At 45.9% G+C, this 18,544-nt stretch carries 19 protein-coding genes and 1 tRNA gene; 14 read left to right on the top strand and 6 right to left on the bottom strand.

The annotated features are described in order from the left end of the window. Positions 1–422: 422 nt before the first annotated feature. From guaB to J2X75_RS29710, 9 genes are all read left to right on the top strand, one after another. Entirely contained in the window at positions 423–1,880 is a 1,458-nt protein-coding gene (gene guaB / locus J2X75_RS29670; RefSeq protein ID WP_062838151.1) for an IMP dehydrogenase, read from the top strand. A 431-nt stretch (positions 1,881–2,311) separates the two neighbouring features. Beyond that, positions 2,312–3,685: a D-alanyl-D-alanine carboxypeptidase family protein gene (locus tag J2X75_RS29675; RefSeq protein ID WP_310343145.1), complete on the top strand. Its 1,374-nt coding sequence runs from the start codon at positions 2,312–2,314 to the stop codon at positions 3,683–3,685. Positions 3,686–3,903: 218 nt separating this feature from the next. After that, on the top strand, positions 3,904–4,494 hold the full coding sequence (gene pdxT, locus J2X75_RS29680) for a pyridoxal 5'-phosphate synthase glutaminase subunit PdxT (protein ID WP_036671585.1): 591 nt from the start codon (positions 3,904–3,906) through the stop codon (positions 4,492–4,494). Between the two features lie 273 nt (positions 4,495–4,767). After that, entirely contained in the window at positions 4,768–6,051 is a 1,284-nt protein-coding gene (gene serS / locus J2X75_RS29685; protein WP_076216992.1) for a serine--tRNA ligase, read from the top strand. Between the two features lie 194 nt (positions 6,052–6,245). After that, positions 6,246–6,334, top strand: a tRNA-Ser gene (locus J2X75_RS29690). Positions 6,335–6,526: 192 nt separating this feature from the next. Further along, positions 6,527–6,868, top strand: coding sequence for a hypothetical protein (locus tag J2X75_RS29695; RefSeq protein ID WP_124118848.1), 342 nt, complete (start codon positions 6,527–6,529; stop codon positions 6,866–6,868). A 25-nt stretch (positions 6,869–6,893) separates the two neighbouring features. After that, on the top strand, positions 6,894–7,070 hold the full coding sequence (locus tag J2X75_RS29700; RefSeq protein WP_017691325.1) for a hypothetical protein: 177 nt from the start codon (positions 6,894–6,896) through the stop codon (positions 7,068–7,070). A 21-nt stretch (positions 7,071–7,091) separates the two neighbouring features. Then, a complete protein-coding gene (locus tag J2X75_RS29705; RefSeq protein ID WP_036607296.1) occupies positions 7,092–7,244 on the top strand; it encodes a small acid-soluble spore protein P in 153 nt (50 codons plus the stop codon). Between the two features lie 234 nt (positions 7,245–7,478). Next, positions 7,479–8,573: a hypothetical protein gene (locus J2X75_RS29710; RefSeq protein WP_150364088.1), complete on the top strand. Its 1,095-nt coding sequence runs from the start codon at positions 7,479–7,481 to the stop codon at positions 8,571–8,573. A 258-nt stretch (positions 8,574–8,831) separates the two neighbouring features. Here the strand turns inward: J2X75_RS29710 and J2X75_RS29715 are convergent, their stop codons facing one another. Both J2X75_RS29715 and tadA read right to left on the bottom strand, forming a co-directional pair. Continuing rightward, on the bottom strand, positions 8,832–9,401 hold the full coding sequence (locus J2X75_RS29715; RefSeq protein ID WP_307540830.1) for a GNAT family N-acetyltransferase: 570 nt from the start codon (positions 9,399–9,401) through the stop codon (positions 8,832–8,834). Positions 9,402–9,443: 42 nt separating this feature from the next. Further along, positions 9,444–9,950 (bottom strand): tRNA adenosine(34) deaminase TadA, encoded by a 507-nt coding sequence (gene tadA, locus J2X75_RS29720; protein WP_017691321.1) that lies wholly within the window; start codon positions 9,948–9,950, stop codon positions 9,444–9,446. A 332-nt stretch (positions 9,951–10,282) separates the two neighbouring features. Here tadA and J2X75_RS29725 point away from each other — a divergent pair, with 332 nt between their 5' ends. Further along, positions 10,283–12,622, top strand: a complete 2,340-nt coding sequence (locus J2X75_RS29725) for an ATP-binding protein (RefSeq protein ID WP_307540826.1) — start codon at positions 10,283–10,285, stop codon at positions 12,620–12,622. An 18-nt stretch (positions 12,623–12,640) separates the two neighbouring features. Beyond that, positions 12,641–13,342, top strand: coding sequence for a pseudouridine synthase (locus J2X75_RS29730; protein WP_310343165.1), 702 nt, complete (start codon positions 12,641–12,643; stop codon positions 13,340–13,342). 132 nt (positions 13,343–13,474) lie between these two features. On the opposite strand, the gene motB is transcribed toward J2X75_RS29730, so the two are convergent. Together motB and motA are read right to left on the bottom strand one after the other, a co-directional pair. Continuing rightward, on the bottom strand, positions 13,475–14,293 hold the full coding sequence (gene motB, locus J2X75_RS29735; protein WP_310343168.1) for a flagellar motor protein MotB: 819 nt from the start codon (positions 14,291–14,293) through the stop codon (positions 13,475–13,477). After that, a complete protein-coding gene (motA, locus tag J2X75_RS29740; protein ID WP_017691317.1) occupies positions 14,280–15,080 on the bottom strand; it encodes a flagellar motor stator protein MotA in 801 nt (266 codons plus the stop codon). Before motA ends, motB begins: the two co-directional genes overlap by 14 nt. 233 nt (positions 15,081–15,313) lie before the next feature. Here motA and J2X75_RS29745 point away from each other — a divergent pair, with 233 nt between their 5' ends. The 3 genes from J2X75_RS29745 to rbsK all read left to right on the top strand — a co-directional run bounded on the left by J2X75_RS29745 (position 15,314) and on the right by rbsK (position 17,182). Next, entirely contained in the window at positions 15,314–15,607 is a 294-nt protein-coding gene (locus J2X75_RS29745; RefSeq protein ID WP_074092938.1) for a hypothetical protein, read from the top strand. A gap of 250 nt (positions 15,608–15,857) precedes the next feature. Further along, the gene (locus tag J2X75_RS29750; RefSeq protein WP_062838136.1) at positions 15,858–16,154 is read left to right on the top strand and encodes a 4a-hydroxytetrahydrobiopterin dehydratase; all 297 of its coding nucleotides are present in this window, start codon (positions 15,858–15,860) and stop codon (positions 16,152–16,154) included. Positions 16,155–16,198: 44 nt separating this feature from the next. Beyond that, on the top strand, positions 16,199–17,182 hold the full coding sequence (rbsK, locus tag J2X75_RS29755; RefSeq protein WP_310343171.1) for a ribokinase: 984 nt from the start codon (positions 16,199–16,201) through the stop codon (positions 17,180–17,182). Between the two features lie 74 nt (positions 17,183–17,256). Here the strand turns inward: rbsK and J2X75_RS29760 are convergent, their stop codons facing one another. Further along, positions 17,257–17,613, bottom strand: a complete 357-nt coding sequence (locus J2X75_RS29760) for a c-type cytochrome (protein ID WP_124118856.1) — start codon at positions 17,611–17,613, stop codon at positions 17,257–17,259. A gap of 150 nt (positions 17,614–17,763) precedes the next feature. Next, positions 17,764–18,258, bottom strand: a complete 495-nt coding sequence (locus J2X75_RS29765) for a GNAT family N-acetyltransferase (protein ID WP_124118857.1) — start codon at positions 18,256–18,258, stop codon at positions 17,764–17,766. Positions 18,259–18,544: the final 286 nt, after the last annotated feature.

Below are 18,544 nucleotides of genomic sequence, written 5' to 3' on the forward strand. Positions count from 1 at the left end.
TAGCGCCGATGGTACTTGGACCGCAGGGTCCTGGGAGAGTAGGACGCCGCCAAGCAAAGAACCACTGCCGATGTTATTCGGTGGTGGTTTTTATTATATAGTTATATTAAGCAGTTTGGGATTAAAATACAGATTGAATTTGGTGATTTATCAGCACAATAGGATGTATTAATGTAACGTGATTCGATACGAATTGACGTTTTTTTGTGTAATAACTAGACTTGTCCGCTCTGGAAAAACAGTTGTGTTCATCAGGCAATACACCTGATATAACCAAGTACTTTTCCTTGACAGTCTAAATATCGCTTTGCTAAGATGGCAATAATAAATTTTTCAGAAAACGTATTTTCGGCGTAAAATACAGCCTGGAATCTTCGGGTTTTGGACCGTAAAGCTGAGCAAACATAAGGAGGAACACTTGCGTGTGGGAAGATAAATTTGGTAAGGAAGGCCTCACCTTTGATGATGTATTGCTAGTGCCACGGAAATCCGAGACACTGCCTAAAGAAGTAGATGTATCTATTCGTTTGAGCGATAGTGTAAAACTAAATATTCCTTTGATCAGTGCGGGTATGGATACGGTAACTGAAGCGACATTGGCTATTGCCATTGCACGTGAAGGCGGTATCGGTATTATCCATAAAAATATGTCGGTTGAACAACAGGCAGAAGAAGTAGATCGTGTTAAACGCTCGGAGAGTGGTGTTATTACGAATCCATTCTCACTGACGGCAGATCATCTGGTATCTGATGCGGAAGCAGTAATGGCGAAATACCGGATCTCCGGTGTACCTATTATTGAAGGAGATCAGAAGCTGGTTGGTATTTTGACCAACCGCGATTTGCGTTTTATCCATGATTACGGAATCAAAATTAGCGAAGTCATGACTCGTGAGAATCTGGTTACCGCTCCTGTAGGCACTACACTGCAAGAAGCTGAAGGTATCCTTCAGAAGCACAAGATTGAGAAACTTCCATTAGTTGATGAGACGAACACATTGAAAGGTCTTATCACGATTAAAGATATTGAGAAAGCCATTCAATTCCCTCATGCAGCCAAAGACGCTCAAGGCCGTTTGTTGGTTGGTGCAGCGATTGGTATTTCCAAAGATACATTCGAACGTGCAGATGCTTTGGTACAAGCTGGTGTTGACCTGATTACGGTAGACTCGGCTCACGGACACCATATCAATATCATTGAAGCTGTACGTCAGCTTCGTGAACGTTTCCCTAGCCTGACCATCGTTGCAGGTAACGTCGCTACTGGCGCAGCCACTCGTGACCTGATTGAAGCAGGAGCTTCGGTAGTCAAAGTGGGTATTGGTCCAGGTTCGATTTGTACAACACGTGTTATCGCTGGTATTGGTGTACCTCAAGTAACTGCAGTGTACGATTGTGCAACAGTTGCACGCGAATATGGAGTTCCGATTATCGCGGATGGCGGAATTAAATATTCTGGTGAAATTACGAAGGCATTGGCTGCAGGTGCACACGCGGTGATGCTGGGAAGTTTGTTTGCAGGCACAGCGGAAAGCCCGGGAGAAACAGAAATCTTCCAAGGACGTAGCTACAAAGTATACCGCGGTATGGGTTCAATGGCTGCAATGAAACAAGGTAGTAAAGATCGTTACTTCCAAGATGATGACAAGAAACTGGTTCCGGAAGGAATCGAAGGTCGTGTCGCTTACAAAGGACCATTGTCTGATACGATCCACCAACTGATTGGTGGTCTGCGTTCGGGTATGGGATACTGTGGTACAAGTAACTTGGAGCAACTTCGTAACGATACAGGCTTTATCCGAATTACAGGTGCGGGACTGCGCGAAAGTCATCCCCATGATGTACAGATTACCAAAGAAGCACCTAACTACTCGTTGTAATCTGAAGAGAGTTAATCATTTCCAGGACAGGCTCGGTGATTTTCACCGGGTCTGTCTTTTTTTGCAGATACCCCTGTGATAGAATAGAACAAGCGGTGACGATCCATGGGTGGATTAAGGCGTTGCGGCGGCTATTTGACGTGAATCTATGAATATGGTTTTGAAAAGCAAGTGCAGTGCCAGAAAAGGCTGCCAGTTAAACAGAAGCGCGGACGTCCTTTTACATAAGCATTTGCACAATGCGGACTAAGTGACAATCGATAACGAACTTTAGGAGCAATAATATTGCTCGTTCGATACAGCGCATATAGTACACATCTCATACATCAAACACGCAGGTTAGGGAACAGAAAATCGCAGCATAAGCTGCACTGAAGCAATTAATAATGCTTTGGATCGAAGGGAGTATTCATCAATTGGAAGCCAAACACATGAATAAAAAGAAACGCCAAATGCTCAAAAAGAGCGTAGCCTCGGTAATGCTAATTAACATGCTTTGCATGTCTGCAGTAATGCCGGTCATGGCTGCTGCGGATAACTCCGGTCAGGTTCTGACTGCTGCGGCAACAACAACGAAGACAGAGAAAGCCGTACAGGTGCCTGGGGTAGACTCACTTGGGCTTGAGGTTAGATCAGCAGTGCTTATGGAAGCCTCAACGGGACAGATTCTACTAAATGTCGATGCGGATAAAGCGATGCCACCTGCAAGTATGACCAAGATGATGACAGAGTACATTGTCGCAGAACAGGTCAAACAAGGTAAATTCGGCTGGGACGATATTGTAACTGTCAAAAAGAATGCTGCACAAAGTATCGGGTCGCGAATTTTCCTCGCGGAAGGTGACCAGCACACAGTTAAGGATCTCTATATTGCTATGGCTGTTGGCTCTGCCAATGATGCTACGGTTGCTTTGGCTGAACATGTTGCCGGTTCGGAAGAAGCTTTCGTGAAAATGATGAATGATGAAGCGAAGCGTATGGGCATGAAGGATACGTTCTTCATTAACTCTTCCGGTCTTGATCGAGCAGATATGCCTGCCGACTTCCGTCCAGCGGAAGATAAAGAAACAGTAATGTCCGCACTGGATGCAGCGATTCTGTGCAGATATATCATCATGGATCACCCGGACTACAAAGATTTTACAACTATTCAATCCTATAAGTTCCGTCCAAATGATAAAGCTCCAATTATCAACTACAACTGGATGCTGGAAGCGAATAAAAATATAACCAATTTCAAAAGCTATGCCTATGAAGGTCTGGATGGAATGAAAACAGGCCATACCACGAACGCAGGTAATAACTTTACAGGTACAGCAGAACGTAACGGTATGCGTCTAATTAGTGTTGTTATGGGCACAGATTCGGAATCTGCACGTTTCAGAGAAACTAAAAAGGTATTGGACTATGGATTTAACAACTTTGAAGTGAAACAGGCAGTCGCAGGCAAAACCAAAGTGACGGGCTGGGAAGCGGTACCTTTGAAAAAAGGGAAAGAAACAACCGTTCCTGTTGTAACAGATAATGCGGTAAGTTTCGTTGTTCCCAAAGGTACTCAGAACCTGGATGTGACGTTCAAAGCCAACGTAACTGAGGCTGACAAGTTGGTAGCACCAATCAAGGCAGGTACAAAGGTTGGTACAGTAACGTACACGTATAAAGCAGATGGAATTGAGCCACAGGAAAAAACAGTGAACTTGATCACTGCGGAAGAGGCGGAAAAAGGCGGATGGTTCCGTTTGTTCTTCCGTGCCGTGAAGGATTTCTTCGTGGATCTCTTTGACGGGATCAAAAACCTGTTCTAACCCTTAGCAAACTTCATGGAAAGAGTATGATCTTGATTTTAATGTTTACATGGTCATATCATTGACAAAATACAAGTTATTCCGACCCGGTGGATTGTATATTTACAATTTTTCCGGTAAAATATCAAGTTAGAATTCATGTATGATGAAGTAAAAAAGTACAATGTTCGTTTACCAATATGCAAGATCGTGGCTGGTAAGAGAAGGGGAATGAGCGTATGAAGATCGGCGTTTTAGCACTTCAAGGAGCTGTCACAGAGCATATTCGAAGTATTGAACGTGCTGGAGCAGAAGGTATAGCTATCAAACAGGTTCAGCAATTGGAGGACTTGGATGGTCTTATCCTCCCTGGCGGGGAAAGCACGACGATCGGTAAACTGATGCGCAAGTATGGGTTTATGGATGCCATTCGCGCGTTTGCTGCTGAGGGCAAACCGGTATTTGGTACCTGTGCTGGCTTGATCGTTATGGCTAAACACATTGCAGGACAGGAAGAAGCTCATTTGGAGCTAATGGATATGACTGTATCCCGAAATGCATTTGGACGGCAGAGAGAAAGTTTTGAGACGGATTTGCCAGTCAAAGGCATTGAGGAAACGGTAAGGGCTGTGTTTATACGGGCGCCCTTGATCGAGAGTGTCGGAGACCAAGTCGAAGTTCTCTCCACATACAAGGATGAGATTGTTACCGCTCGTCAGGGGCATTTGCTGGCTTGCTCCTACCATCCGGAGTTGACGGATGACTATCGTCTGCATACTTATTTTGTAGACATGGCGAGATCCTACAAACACACGGTAGACTCTAAATAATGCATGATGTACAACCTATGATCTCCCGGTCATCGGATCACTTCCCCAGAAGCCTTGTAAGGCCGCTGGATGGCAGTTGCATCTGAACGGATGCCTGATGTTGCCTGTATCTGCTTCAAAGCGGGAATCGCAGCGGAGGGTGACACCGGGGATATAGGTTGTTTTTTGGGTTACAGGTTCCGATAAGTATATAGTAAGGTATATACAGTAGAGTTTTGAGAATGGATTTAACATAAGGCTTCACGTTGTGAGGTTATTTAGGAGGGGTATATCGTGCTTGATGTGAAAATATTGCGGAATGAGTATGCGCGTGTAGAAGAAGCATTGACTAAACGTGGCAAATCGCTGGATCTTATCGCTGGATTTACCGAAATGGATGCCAAGCGTCGGGAATTGCTTCAAGAGAGTGAAACGCTGAAGAGTCGTCGGAATACGGTCTCCGCGGAAGTTGCTAGACTGAAGAAGAATCGTGAGAATGCTGATGATCTGATTGTGGAGATGCGCGAAGTGTCTGATCGAATCAAAGCAATGGACGAAGAAGTTCGGGAACTGGAAGTGAAGATCAATGATCTCACAATGGCGATTCCGAACATTCCTAACGAAAGTGTACCTATTGGAGCTTCTGAAGACGACAATGTTGAGATTCGTCGTTGGGAAGAGCCGAAGTCATTTACTTTTGCACCAAAAGCACACTGGGAAATTGCGCAGGATCTCGATATTCTTGATTTTGAAGCGGCTGCCAAAGTAACAGGTTCCCGTTTTACCTTTTATAAAGGTCTGGGTGCGCGTCTGGAACGTGCATTGATCAACTTCATGATGGATCTGCACAGCGATCAACATGGATATGAAGAGATTCTGCCTCCATACATCGTTAATCGGGACAGCTTGTTTGGAACAGGTCAACTGCCTAAGTTCGAAGAAGACCTGTTCAAGTTGAAAGATACCGAATATTATCTGATTCCTACTGCTGAAGTTCCAGTAACGAACTATCATCGCGAAGAGATTCTGAATGTAGATCAATTGCCTAAACACTTTGTGGCATACAGCTCTTGTTTCCGTTCTGAAGCCGGTTCGGCTGGACGGGATACACGCGGCTTGATTCGTCAGCATCAATTCAACAAAGTAGAGCTGCTCAAGCTCTCTACTCCAGAGACTTCGTATGAAGAGCTGGAGCAAATGACTCAAAATGCGGAGCGTGTGCTTCAATTGTTGGGCTTGCCGTATCGTGTTCTGACATTGTGTACCGCAGATATGGGCTTCACTTCAGCTAAAACGTATGATATTGAAGTATGGTTGCCTGAGAGCAATACCTATCGTGAGATTTCTTCGTGCTCCAACTGTGAGGACTTCCAAGCACGTCGTGCCAATATCCGTTTCCGCAGAGAGCCAAAAGCGAAACCTGAATTTGTTCATACATTGAACGGGTCAGGATTGGCCGTTGGACGGACGGTAGCCGCAATCCTGGAGAACTATCAACAGGAAGATGGTACGGTTGTTATTCCTGAAGCATTGCGTCCTTATATGGGCGGCACCAGTGTGATTGCACGTCGCTCTTAAGAGTTAGTTAACCATCCTCATCAAGAGGAGTACACACTTAATCCGTCATTTTGGAATGGCGGATTGGAGTGTTTTGTATAACTGAAAGCAGTTGTCTGATACGGGATCATCATTTTTAATATAAAAAGGTTGCATTATAATGTCGAGATGTGGTATGATACTTTTCGTGGCAAGTTTATAAAAGTTAATTCCCTGGAGAGGTACCGAAGCGGTCATAACGGGGCGGTCTTGAAAACCGTTAGGGGGCAACTCCACGTGGGTTCGAATCCCACCCTCTCCGCCATACTACACTTATAACAAGGACTCGAGCGATCTCGCTCGGGTCCTTTTTTGCGTTGTGAGTTTGTTAAACGTAGTGAGCATACAGGTTGGTGACCGATGTATACGTTGCACAGTACAACGTTATATTTTGAATAAGGTTAATATGTATAAAAACATCTTCATCGCCGCACTTTATAGGAGTGGAGGTGGTAAGATGAACCGCGAGTTAAACATCGATCAGACAGAGCTTGTAGGGGCTTGGCAAGAACGTTTGCCTCAAGTCCTGAATGTTGGAGACCAGGCTCAGGTAATGGCCGATGAAGCCGATCAGCAGGCGATTCGGATACACATTGCTACAGCAGGGCACGAGATGTACTCTTTTGATTTCAAATGTGCATATGTCGATTCCCGTGAAGTCAGCGTACAGCTGATTGATGTGGAACGGGATGGACGAACGACGGATGAGCGTACAGAACCGATTCAGGAACTGGCTCACGATTATACACGGCACATTCATGAATGCGCCCAGTCGTTACAATCCCAAACGAGACAATAGCCTGATTCTGAAGGAGTGAACTCAATTGACTAAAGCCAAAGCGGGAGTAGACAAAAACCTGCAAAATGTAGTCGATGATCTGGAGCAACCTGCCGTAAACAGTCATCATGCCCAGCAAATTCAGCAAGATATTAATGATCGCCGTCATCAGGATGCACTGAATCATGACAAAACGGAAGACAGGGACCCATCCCATTCCTAACAATGATGAGGGGGCAATAATATGAGCAAACCAAAAACAATTCCCGTACCGGAAGCGCAAGCATCCGAACAGCATCGTCATTCATCCAAACGCTCTTCCATGCAGGAACCATTATCCGGTTCCAAAAAGGTAAAAAATCAAAATCATGTGGATCATTTGAATCCCCAAGGTTAATAGAAGAAACAGATTCACGCAAAAGTCCCTTGTTACCTAACAGGGGGCTTTTGCGTATTCATACATATATAAAGACAGGCGCATGGTTATTCCCAAAGCTGACATAGGTCTTTGTAGCCATTTTAAAGAGGAAAGATCACATTTTTCCCAAATTAGGTTTCGGTATCTGGCGATATGGTATATCATTGATATTGAATTACTTTTTTTGGGGTTATCACGAGAGGAGAGAAACAAATGACTAAACGTATGGGGGCGCTTCTTCTTACGTTGCTGTTGACCGTATCTATGGCATTGACAGCATGTAGCAGCAAGCAGGAACCAAAAGAGGCATTGAAGACGGCTGCAGCCAATGCTTCCAAATTAACTTCGTATGAGATGAGTTCCAACTTTACAATTAATGAATTGAGCTATAAACCTGGGGATACTTCACAAACTGATCCTACTATGACTCAGTTTATGAGCATGCTGAAGGATGCTCAGTTGAATGTAACAGGTGTATACCAAAGTGAGCCAATGCAGACAGAGATGACTCTTGGCATCGAGCTTAAAGGCGACATGGGTATGACCTTTAACATTCCAATGGTGATGACGGCAGAGAAACTCTATGTGAAAGTGCCGAACATTCCATTCTTCCCGATTCCGGAGAACGTTGTAGGCAAATTCCTGGAACTTGACCTGAAAGAACTGGCTGAGCAAGAGGGTACGGAATGGAACCCGGATGCTATGGATGCAGCCAAAACGCAAAAGCTGAGCAACGAAGTCATGGACGCAGTGCTGAGCGAGTACGATCAAGCTAAATTCTTCAAAAACCTAGACACCAAAGATGCACAACTTCCTGAAGGTGTAGATGCGAAGCAGGTTGTACAATTCTCGGTGAATAATGACAATGTTAAAGAAGCAGTTACTGTACTGGTAACAAAAGCTATGCCTAAAGTATTAGATATTCTGTCCAAAGAGGAATATCGTGAAATGCTGCAAATGGATCAGGCTGATATCGACAAAGCTAAGGAAGATCTGAAGATCACTGAAGCAGATCAGGCTGAAATGGCTAAAGACTTGGATAAATTGAAAGATGTTCTGACAATTAACCAATTCAACATCGATTTCGCATTGGACAAAAACGACTTCCCTGTATATCAAAAGATGGTCGCTGATGTGCTGATCAAGCCAGAAGATACAAAAGACGAAGTGAAATTGGCGTTTACCGGTTCCAATACGTACACCAAGATTAATGAAAAAGCAGCATTCAAAATCAACATCCCTACTGGCGATGACGTAATTACTATGCAAGAGTTCGAAGAATTGATGAACGCTTCATACGGATACTAATCTGGCTGAGTTCAAACCGTCTGTGATTCAAGTGAAGGATAATCTCCTTCCGCTTGGATACAGGCGGTTTTTTTGTTACACAGCGTATGAGGCGGTATCCGCAAAATAATTGATCTTTGAATTTGAATCGTGGCTGGTGATCTATACAAATAAAACCGCACTTTCCTACATAACTAGGGTAGTGCGGTCTTGAATATTAAATTTGTATATTGTTGAATTGGAAATACAGACAGCTTTGTGTGGGAACTTCTAAATTAATTAATTCGCAAGTTCGCCCAGGTCTTCAGCAAGTACAGCATAGATCTGATGATCCTGATATTTGCCGTTGATCTTGAGATATTTGCGAGCAGTACCTTCAAACTGGAATCCATTCTTCTCTAATACGCGCTGCGAACCTTTGTTGGTGGGTAGTACCGCAGCCTGAACCCGATTTAACTTCAGTGCACGGAAGCCATAAGCTACAGCCAGTTTAACCGCTGCTGTCATTCGTCCGCCGCCCTGATAATCTGGATGGATAAAGTAACCCATATCAGCATAATTGGCAACGCCCAATACGACATTATTGATACTTACTTGTCCAATCAACAGGCTGTCTTTAATGGTATAGATTCCAAATTGATATCCTGTACCTTCTTCTGCTGCCTTGACCCGATCCTCAATCCGCCGAGTCTGAGCACCCAGTGTATAGAATTCATCGTCTCGCACGGGTTCTACAGACTGGTATGGGACGCGTGTGATCTGAATCAGGTCAAGATATGACTGTGTATCTTGGGGTGTGAGCAACCGAAGGCTTATGCCATTGGCTGTGTCATAGAGTGTTAGTGCCATTACAGCACACTTCCTTTCTAATTGGGATGTTCGTAGTCGGTGCTACTTTAACTTTTGGCGCAGACTTCTGAAAAATTGAGTTAGCATCGTGGAGCATTCGGGCTGAAGGATATCCGGGATCACCTCGGTGCGATGGTTAAAACGAGGCTCCTGTAGCAGGTTCATGAGTGTACCTGCACAGCCTGCCTTGGGATCAGCCGTACCATAGATTACGCGGGGGACCCTGGATTGTACAATTGCACCTGCACACATTGGACAAGGTTCCAATGTGACGTACAGAGAACAATCCAACAAACGCCAAGCTCCGATGGTCTCGCTGGCCTGACGAATAGCCACCATCTCTGCATGGGCGGTGGAATCCAGTGTAGTTTCACGCAGATTGTATCCCCGACCAATAATTTGGTTATTTTGTACGATTACAGCTCCAATCGGTACTTCCCCAAGAGCCTCAGCTTTGTAGGCCTCGGCAATGGCCTCCCGCATCCAGTGCTCATGCTGAGCTTCCTCAGATAAATGCGCAAGATCGGTCTGAAGAAAATGGTCAGTCATTACTATATAACTCCTTCCAAAATCGTTTATTCAGCGAACAAGCATTCGGGTTGTTAACATGTTGTGTATAGAAATGTGGATAACCGTATAGTTGCTCACATAGTTATAAACAAACTATCCACAAGCCTGTGGGTATGTGGATAAATATAGTGATTAATTTCATTGTAGAGTTCGAAAATGCAAAAAACAACGAATTTCGAGCTTTTCAGTCATTCGGTAACTTTTGGACACAGGTCAATTATCCTTTTCAAAAAGACATACAAGCGTTATGATGGAGATAGGTTTTGCCATATATCGCCAGAGGGTACAAGCCGAGAGGTGAACAAAAAAACTTGTCTATTAAAACGAAATTATCCATGATTATGTCGTGCTCAGTGCTCGTTATTTTAGTGTTGAATATCGCACTGAGTTATTATACTACAGAAGAGAATCTGAGGCAGGACAGTGAAACCAAGATGGTGCTCACTGCAAAGCAGATTGCAGTTGCTGTCGAACAGAATCAATACAGTTCGGATTATGTAAAACGGCAGATTGGAAACAATCTGTGGCTTGCTGCTGTCATGGCAGCGGAAGAATTGGACCCGGATATTAATAATATCACAAATGAAGAACTTGTACGCTTGAGCCAAAAGGTCGGCGTTTCGCATATTTCGTTAATGGAGCAGACGGATGATGATATTGTAGTTAGCCGCTCCTCAGATCCGAGAGAAATCGGACTGTCCACCAAATCCATGACTTATTGGTATCAGGCCTTTAAGCAGTTGTTTGAAAAACAACAGGTGACGATTCCCCAAGGGCAGAAGTTGGAGCATTTCTGGTCAGATGGATTCGAATATTCTACATCCAGTCCTTCGGATATTGATATCTGGGGTTACTACCATGATGGAAAGAGAAACTACATAATCAATCCCTTCTATAATAATACGGAAGTTGATGACTATGTGAAAATCTCTAGTCCGGATGAGATTTTGAATAAAATTCGTGAGGTCAATCCCTCCATTCTGGAGATTACAGGCATCAATCCGTTGACTTTTGGCAGCCCGAACATGGGTGATGACGGAAGAGATTCGAACTTTAGCAAGTTGAATAACAGACCGATTCGTTTTGGTACATACCAGTATGGTTCTACGGATGAGGATCATCGTGCTGTGGTGCGCGCCATTCGAACAGGGCAAAATGTATCTTTTGTCAGTGAAACGCACGAACAGAAGGTACTGAAGAGTTTTATTCCGATTTTCACACCCAATCAGTCTTCCTATGTGATCAGTATTGTCATGGATTATAAGCAAATATCCTCCATGGTATCTGAGCAGTTGGTGAGCCATGCCTCCATATCGTTGGTTTTGCTGGAGATCGTCATCTTTGGCAGCTATCTGCTCGCAGGGTATATCACACGTCCGATCCAATCCATATTGGGCAAAGTGAATGAAGTAGCGGATGGGCACTTTGATTTCCGTCTGAAAGTCCGGAGGAAGGATGAACTTGGCCAACTGGCCAATCGTATTAATGCCATGATTCGTAATCTGGGCCATTATACGAGCCGTCTGAAACAGATGTATGAAGAGAATCGGGCGGTGAAAGAACATCTGGAGTCCATTATCAATCAGACAGCGGATGCCATTCACATTACGGATCTTGAAGGAAAAGTGCTGCGGGTTAACCGGGCATTTGAACAATTATATGGCTTTCGAAGTCGTGAGGTGGAAGGTCGTAATCTGAAGATCATCCCGCCAGAGGCAGAAGAAGAAATGAAACGTCAGCATGCCCAACTCGTTGAGGGAATGTCCATTACGTCCAACGAAACCACCTGGATGAAGAAAGACGGGACCCGAGTAGAGGTCAGTGTCAGTACGGCTCCGGTGCGAGACGAGGCTGGAGAGATCACCGCGCTCATTAGTGTCTCCAGGGACATTACAAGTCGTAATCGGATGGAAGAGCTGCTCAGACGGTCTGAGAAGCTAACAACCGTGGGCCAGCTTGCAGCAGGTGTGGCACATGAGATTCGTAATCCACTGACCACGCTGCGCGGATTCCTACAGTTACAGCAAGAGAGCAACAAGCTGAATCATCGTCATCTGGATCTGATGTTATCAGAGCTGGATCGCATCAACCTTATTGTTGGTGAATTTCTGATTTTGGCCAAACCGCAGGCGGTTCATTTTCAGAATCGGGATATTCGTTTTATTCTTGGCGATGTCATCTCGTTACTGGATAGTCAGGCGCATCTGCATGGTGTAGAATTTGTACTGCGTGCCTCATCCGATTCGGCTATGGTACACTGTGAAGAGAACCAGCTGAAGCAGGTATTCATCAATTTGCTGAAAAATGGTATGGAGGCCATGCCAAATGGAGGAAGCATCCATATCAAGCTCAAGCATGACGAACAGTCGAAACGCGTCAGAATTGAGATCAGGGATGAAGGGATCGGTATCCCGGAAGAGATGATGCCCAAGCTTGGGGAGCCCTTCTTTACGAATAAAGAGTCTGGAACAGGGCTTGGCCTGATGGTCAGTCAGCGCATTATTCAATCACATAAGGGCATGATGGATATTAAAAGCGTCATGAACAAGGGAACAACGGTTATCATTGAACTGCCTGCATCCGAGCAACAACCGGAAGTTATTGAGGCAGATCAGGTAACGGATGAACCAATTACAGATGAAGAGAGATAGATGAGGTGAGATTACCTTTTGCGTATTAATAAATTTATTAGTGAAACAGGTTATTGCTCCCGGCGTGAAGCCGACAAGTTGGTGGATAGTGGTCAGGTAACTATTAATGGAGTTAAGGCTGAACTGGGCAGTCAGGCAGAAGAAGGCGACGATGTACGAATTAATGGCAAACCGATCAAGGAAAAGAGAAAACACGTATATATTGCGTTGAATAAACCGATCGGGATCACAAGCACAACTGAGCAGCATATTCAGGGGAATATCGTTGATTTTGTCGGGCACGATGAACGTATCTTTCCAATTGGGCGCTTGGATAAGGACTCAGAAGGTTTGATCCTGATGACCAATGATGGTGATATCGTTAACCGGATTCTTAGATCAGAAGGACGCCATGAGAAAGAGTATATCGTTACTGTTGATCGATCTGTAACCCCGAGTTTCCATAGAGGTATGAGCACTGGGGTGAAGATCCTGGGTGAAATGACCCTGCCTTGTACAGTGACCCGGATGACGGATCGAGTATTCCGTATCATCCTGACTGAAGGAAAGAACCGTCAGATTCGGCGGATGTGTAGTGCCTTTGGCTACGAGGTTCGTAAGTTGAAGCGTATTCGGATCATGAACATTCATCTTGGAGAAATGGCGACAGGTTCTTGGAGAGAGCTTACCGCTGCTGAAAAAGCAGAGTTGGGCGGTCTGTTGGACTATTCACTGGAATAGTTGACAGGTGAATCTTCCGAAATAGTGTGAAAAAATGTAGAGATAAACCAAGCATAAGCTTTATATAAACCCAAAAGACCGTTCTCCTTGTACCTGGAGAACGGTCTTTGGTTAATGAATCGCTGCAGGCCTCTAGTTTCCTTCGCCAACGGCTTTTACATTTGTATTGTTACTTTGATACTTCCGAATGATAGATACCTCTACACGGCGATTCTGTGCCCGTCCGTTATTGGTGTCATTGCTGGCAATCGGGTGATACTCTCCATAACCACTTGGTGTGAATTTGGAAGGGTCCAATTGCGAGTTCAGCAACAGGATTTTCAGGAAGTTGAGCGCACGATCTGCACTTAGATCCCAGTTATCCTTATATTGGTTGTTCGAAATGGGAATATTATCGGTATGACCGGATACAACCACTTCATATTCAGGGAACTCCTGCAGCATGCTTGAGATTGCTTTGGCCAGGGATCGTGATTCAGGCTTCACATCTGCTCGGCCTGAGGAGAACAGGGCGTTATCACTGATGGTGATCTTCAATTCAGACTGATTCAGCTTGGTGTTCAGCTGGTCCGAAAGTCCGTTCTTCGAGATATACTGGTCAAGCCGTTTCTTGAGCTTCTCCAGATCTTCCTGCTCTTTTTGAGCCATCTGTGCATCCGTTATCTGAGCTGGTGTTTTCTTGGTGATTTCTGTAGGTTCCTGTTTGTTCTTACCCAGATCGGCACCTGGCGTATCCGGATTCATGGACGTATGATCCAGAACACCGGAGCCTCCATTCAATGCACTGCTTAGTGCGGAAGCCATCTGCTCGAACTTGGCTGCATCGAGTGAACTCATGGAGAACAACGTGATAAACAGGGCAAGCAACAAGGTCATCAAGTCAGAATAGGGAAGCAACCAGCTCTCGTCTATATGTTCTTCATGTGGTTCGTGCTTTTTAGCCTTTTTCACCTGATGATCCCTCCTTCTCTTCCAGTTGTTTACGTTCGGAAGGTGTCAGGAATACGGATAACTTTTGGTTGATGGCAATGGTGGATACACCAGACTGTATGGATAACAATCCTTCAACCATCATCAGCTTGATCTCCATTTCTTGCTTGGACATCCGCTTCAGCTTGTTAGACATCGGGTGCCATAACACGTAACCACTAAATATACCAAGGAGTGTTGCGATAAATGCTGCCGCAATCGCATGGGAGAGTTTCTCCATGTCACTGAGATCGGCAAGTGCTGCGATGAGACCTACAACGGCCCCGAGAACCCCGAGCGTTGGCGCGTACATCCCCGCCTGAGCGAAGATCAAAGCACCGCCACGGTGGCGCTCTTCTGTAGCATGAATATCTTCCATCAGTACATCACTTACAAATTCCTGATCGTTGCCGTCGATAATCATACGCATACCGCCACGAAGGAACTGATCGTCAATCTCTTCTACTTTTGATTCCAGTGCAAGCAAACCTTCACGACGGGTAGTGGAAGCCCAATCCATAAACGTGCCGATCAGAGACACTCGATCAATAAGTACTTGATTTTTGAAAATAATCCCGAAAAGCTTAGGGATTTTCTTAACTTCAGACATTGGAAATGCGATAAAGATAGTTCCTGCTGTACCAACAAAGATAATAACGTAGGCTGCCGGATTGTTAACCAGGTTGATTAAGGGCGCACCCTTCAGGAACATACCGAGTACAAGGGAGACCAGTCCAAAAACTAGTCCAATAATCGTTGAAATGTTCATCATACACCTCATCCATGAGATAAAATTGAATCCTTTCAAGCGGCTGTATTCGGGCTTCCGGACGAATTTTTGGCCGCAATCCGTTCAATGTTAGGCATTCCTTACGGTTGCTAAAACAGTTAAAACGGTCATATATGTATTTATCGACCAGAAGGCCTTTTTTTTTAAGGGCTATTTTCAGGTATAATAAGATCAAATCCGCTCCTTAGGGGCCGAATAGGAGTGAAAAGCCAATGGGCGTAAAGCATGGACGGGATTATGAAGGAATTTTGACAGATCTGACAACGGCAATCGGACGCATACCGGATCGGTATGTTTTCTTTGAAATGGACGCGGAAGAGTGGGAGAGACTGGCTGCATCTGACCAACTTGAAGTGGATGAGGCGTTGGCGGAGGATTTGTTCTATGCGCTGGGCGAGGAGTCTGTTATTCCGGTTGGAAGTGGCGTGGTCATCCATGATAAGGAACAGCACCGCATTCATATTTTGATCGGGGAAGAAGAGTTGACGTTTGTACCTTTAATTTAGTGCGTTTACATGCATTTTCAAGGGTATGAATGGAACTGGAATTGCCCTCAAAGCCTTATGGTTAGTGGTTCTATGCCATGTAGTTGATTGGATTTTGAAGCTTGTCCGTGGTAAGATGTTAGTCGTGAAATGGGCCAACCGAATGGCGGTGAGCCTGGCCTTTGAGGTTGCTGTTGATAGCGCCGAAGGTGTCGGTGGTTATACGGACTCAAGTCTGTAATGTACCATCCTATGGGGAGGAAGATAACGCATGGTTTTTTCGCAAGAGGAAGTCGAAGCTCATCTGGGAAGGCTGGAAGGCTGGGAACTGGAAGAGGGACGGTGGATTGTACGTAAATTCGTGTTCTCCAACTACATGAAAGGGATTGCATTTGTGGATGAGGTCGCTGCGATCTCGGAAGCATTCAATCATCATCCTTTTATTACGATTGATTATACAACGGTTACGCTGCGTCTCACGTCATGGGATGCGGGTGGTATCACATCTGTAGATATCAAGGAAGCAGGGCAATATAACGAAGCTTATGACAAAATGAGGTCGGAATAACGAGGTCAGTTATTATCGCGCGGCCAGAAGTGAGTGAACCATACATGTCAGACTATAATCAGAAACAACCTCTTATTGCTGTCGTAGGCAGTCTCAATATGGATCTCGTGGTGAAGACAGACACGATTCCGGAAGAGGGAGAGACGGTGAGTGGTGAGGAGCTGCATTATCTCGCTGGTGGCAAAGGGGCGAACCAGGCTGTTGCCGCTGCGCGTCTGGGTGGACAGACTACGATGATTGGTGCGGTGGGATCGGACGGTTTTGGCGAACGTCTGCTGCACAGTCTGACGGAAAGTGGGGCAGATGCCTCGCAGGTTCGCATATTGGAAGACACGGTTACAGGGACGGCTTCCATCTGGCTCTCTCGGGGAGACAACCGGATTATCGTTATTCCTGGTGCGAATGGGCAGGTGGTGCCTGCGATGCTGGAAGAGGCGGATACGGTAAAAAGCCTGACTGCAGCCGCAGCGGTGCTGCTGCAGCTGGAGATCCCGCTGCCAGCGGTTACCCGCGCCGCCCAACTGGCGGCTGAAGGCAGCGCACTGGTGGTGCTCAACCCGGCTCCCGCGGTGCCGGGTCTGCCCCAGGAGCTCCTGCGGTGCGTCGACGTTGTCACGCCGAACCGCAGTGAGCTTGCCGTGCTTACCGGCCGGGATCATCTCCGGCCGGAAGACCTGGATGCGGCGGTCGCAGAGCTCGCTGCATCCCTCGGGGCCGCTGTCGTCACGACACTCGGCCCCGAGGGGGCTGTGTACGCGGCGGCACCTGGCGGCCGCGTACAAGCAGGGCGTGCCGGCGCGTGCCGTGCGCCCGGCTACGCCGTAAGCGCCGTCGATACGACCGGCGCTGGCGATTGCTTCAACGGCGCGCTGGCGGTAGCCCTCGCGCGCGGTGAGACGTTGGACGCGGCCGTAGGCTTCGCCATGGGTGCGGCCGCGTTATCCGTGACAAAGCTCGGCGCCCAGTCCGGGATGCCGTCCGCACGTGAAGTTGAGGCCTTTCTGGCTGAGCATGCCGCAGAGGCTTAATAATTGATATAACAAAGAGGCTCTTATTCTCCCAAAAGGGGATTAAGCGCCTCTTTGTTATGCGTGTGCAGAGATTATTTCTTCTCTGACAGCCACATGGCGATATTGGCAATCTCTTCATCCTGCAGTTTGCCCTTGAAGGAAGGCATACCGCCTTTACCTTTGACAATCGTAGTGTAGATCTTCTCCAGATCATCCTGACTACCGATGTTTGCCAGAGCAGGTCCTACGCCACCTTGAAGCTGATCCCCGTGACAGGAGATACAATTGGCTTTGACCAGTGCTTCAGCCTGTCCGGCATCCAATGTTACTTCCGGCATGGTTGGCTTGGCTTCTTCAGCCACTTCTTCTTTCCCTGGAAGCGTAAACATTAAAACAATAGCTAAAGCGCATGCTGCAAAAAATACTCCGCTCATGATCCATTTGTGCATCCCTTATGTCCCCTCCAGAATGAAAGATCATCTAACCTGAAACTATCCATATCATTATAACGGAACCTGTACTGACATCATAGCATTTTGTGGGAAATTTTTGAACTAATCACATAACAAGGCGCAAATTTGGTTGTTTTGCAATGGATTTTAATCACGAGGCCCTTCATAAACCATACAGTGAAAGGGCTTTAAGCCGCTTGGGGTCTGTCGCTCGTATGTATCCTGGGTGACAAATCCACTCTTCAGATAGACTTGAATGGCACGAGCATTCCAAGTGAGCACTTCCAGATCGATCTCATTCTTCGGATTTCGGCGAATGGCTTCCTGTACAATGGCCGTGACAAAAGCTGTGCCTTGACCCTGACCACACAGCTCTGGATGCATGCCAAGGCCAATCCGGGTTACCCCTTGAAGTGGGAAGTATTGAGCAAACCCACATATACGATCGTTCTGATCCAGGACGATCGCATATTGCTCTTGCCGCAGCTGTGCATCTCCGAATTCCACTTCCAGAGCTTTCATCTGCTCCCAGGGGAGCCAGCTGTAGATATTGTAAGGCGGGTCATACTGCCAACTGCAGATAAGCTCCGCATGTTCTTCTCGCATGGGTACAACGTGAAACGTCACAGGGGTTTCCTTCATACACCTGCATGCTCCTTTCCTTGAAACAGAACTCTTTGTCCACTCTACAAAAGAGATGTTCATTTAGCAAGTCTTCCTTCCCAAGAAAAAAAATGAAACAAAAGTTCCGGTAATTCCGTTTATATTATAACGGGATGGGTAAAAACATCATAAGGGCACGGACAAACGAACGCAAAATGGACTTGCTGATGTCGCAGGATATACCCCGAGTATAACTTGTAATATAAATAAGGATTGAAGCACAAAAAAACCGCCGGATACATTCCTGCGGAGAATGTACCGGGCG

Origin of the sequence: Paenibacillus sp. 2003 (genome assembly GCF_031455635.1) — a bacterium.
Classification (GTDB): domain Bacteria; phylum Bacillota; class Bacilli; order Paenibacillales; family Paenibacillaceae; genus Paenibacillus; species Paenibacillus amylolyticus_B.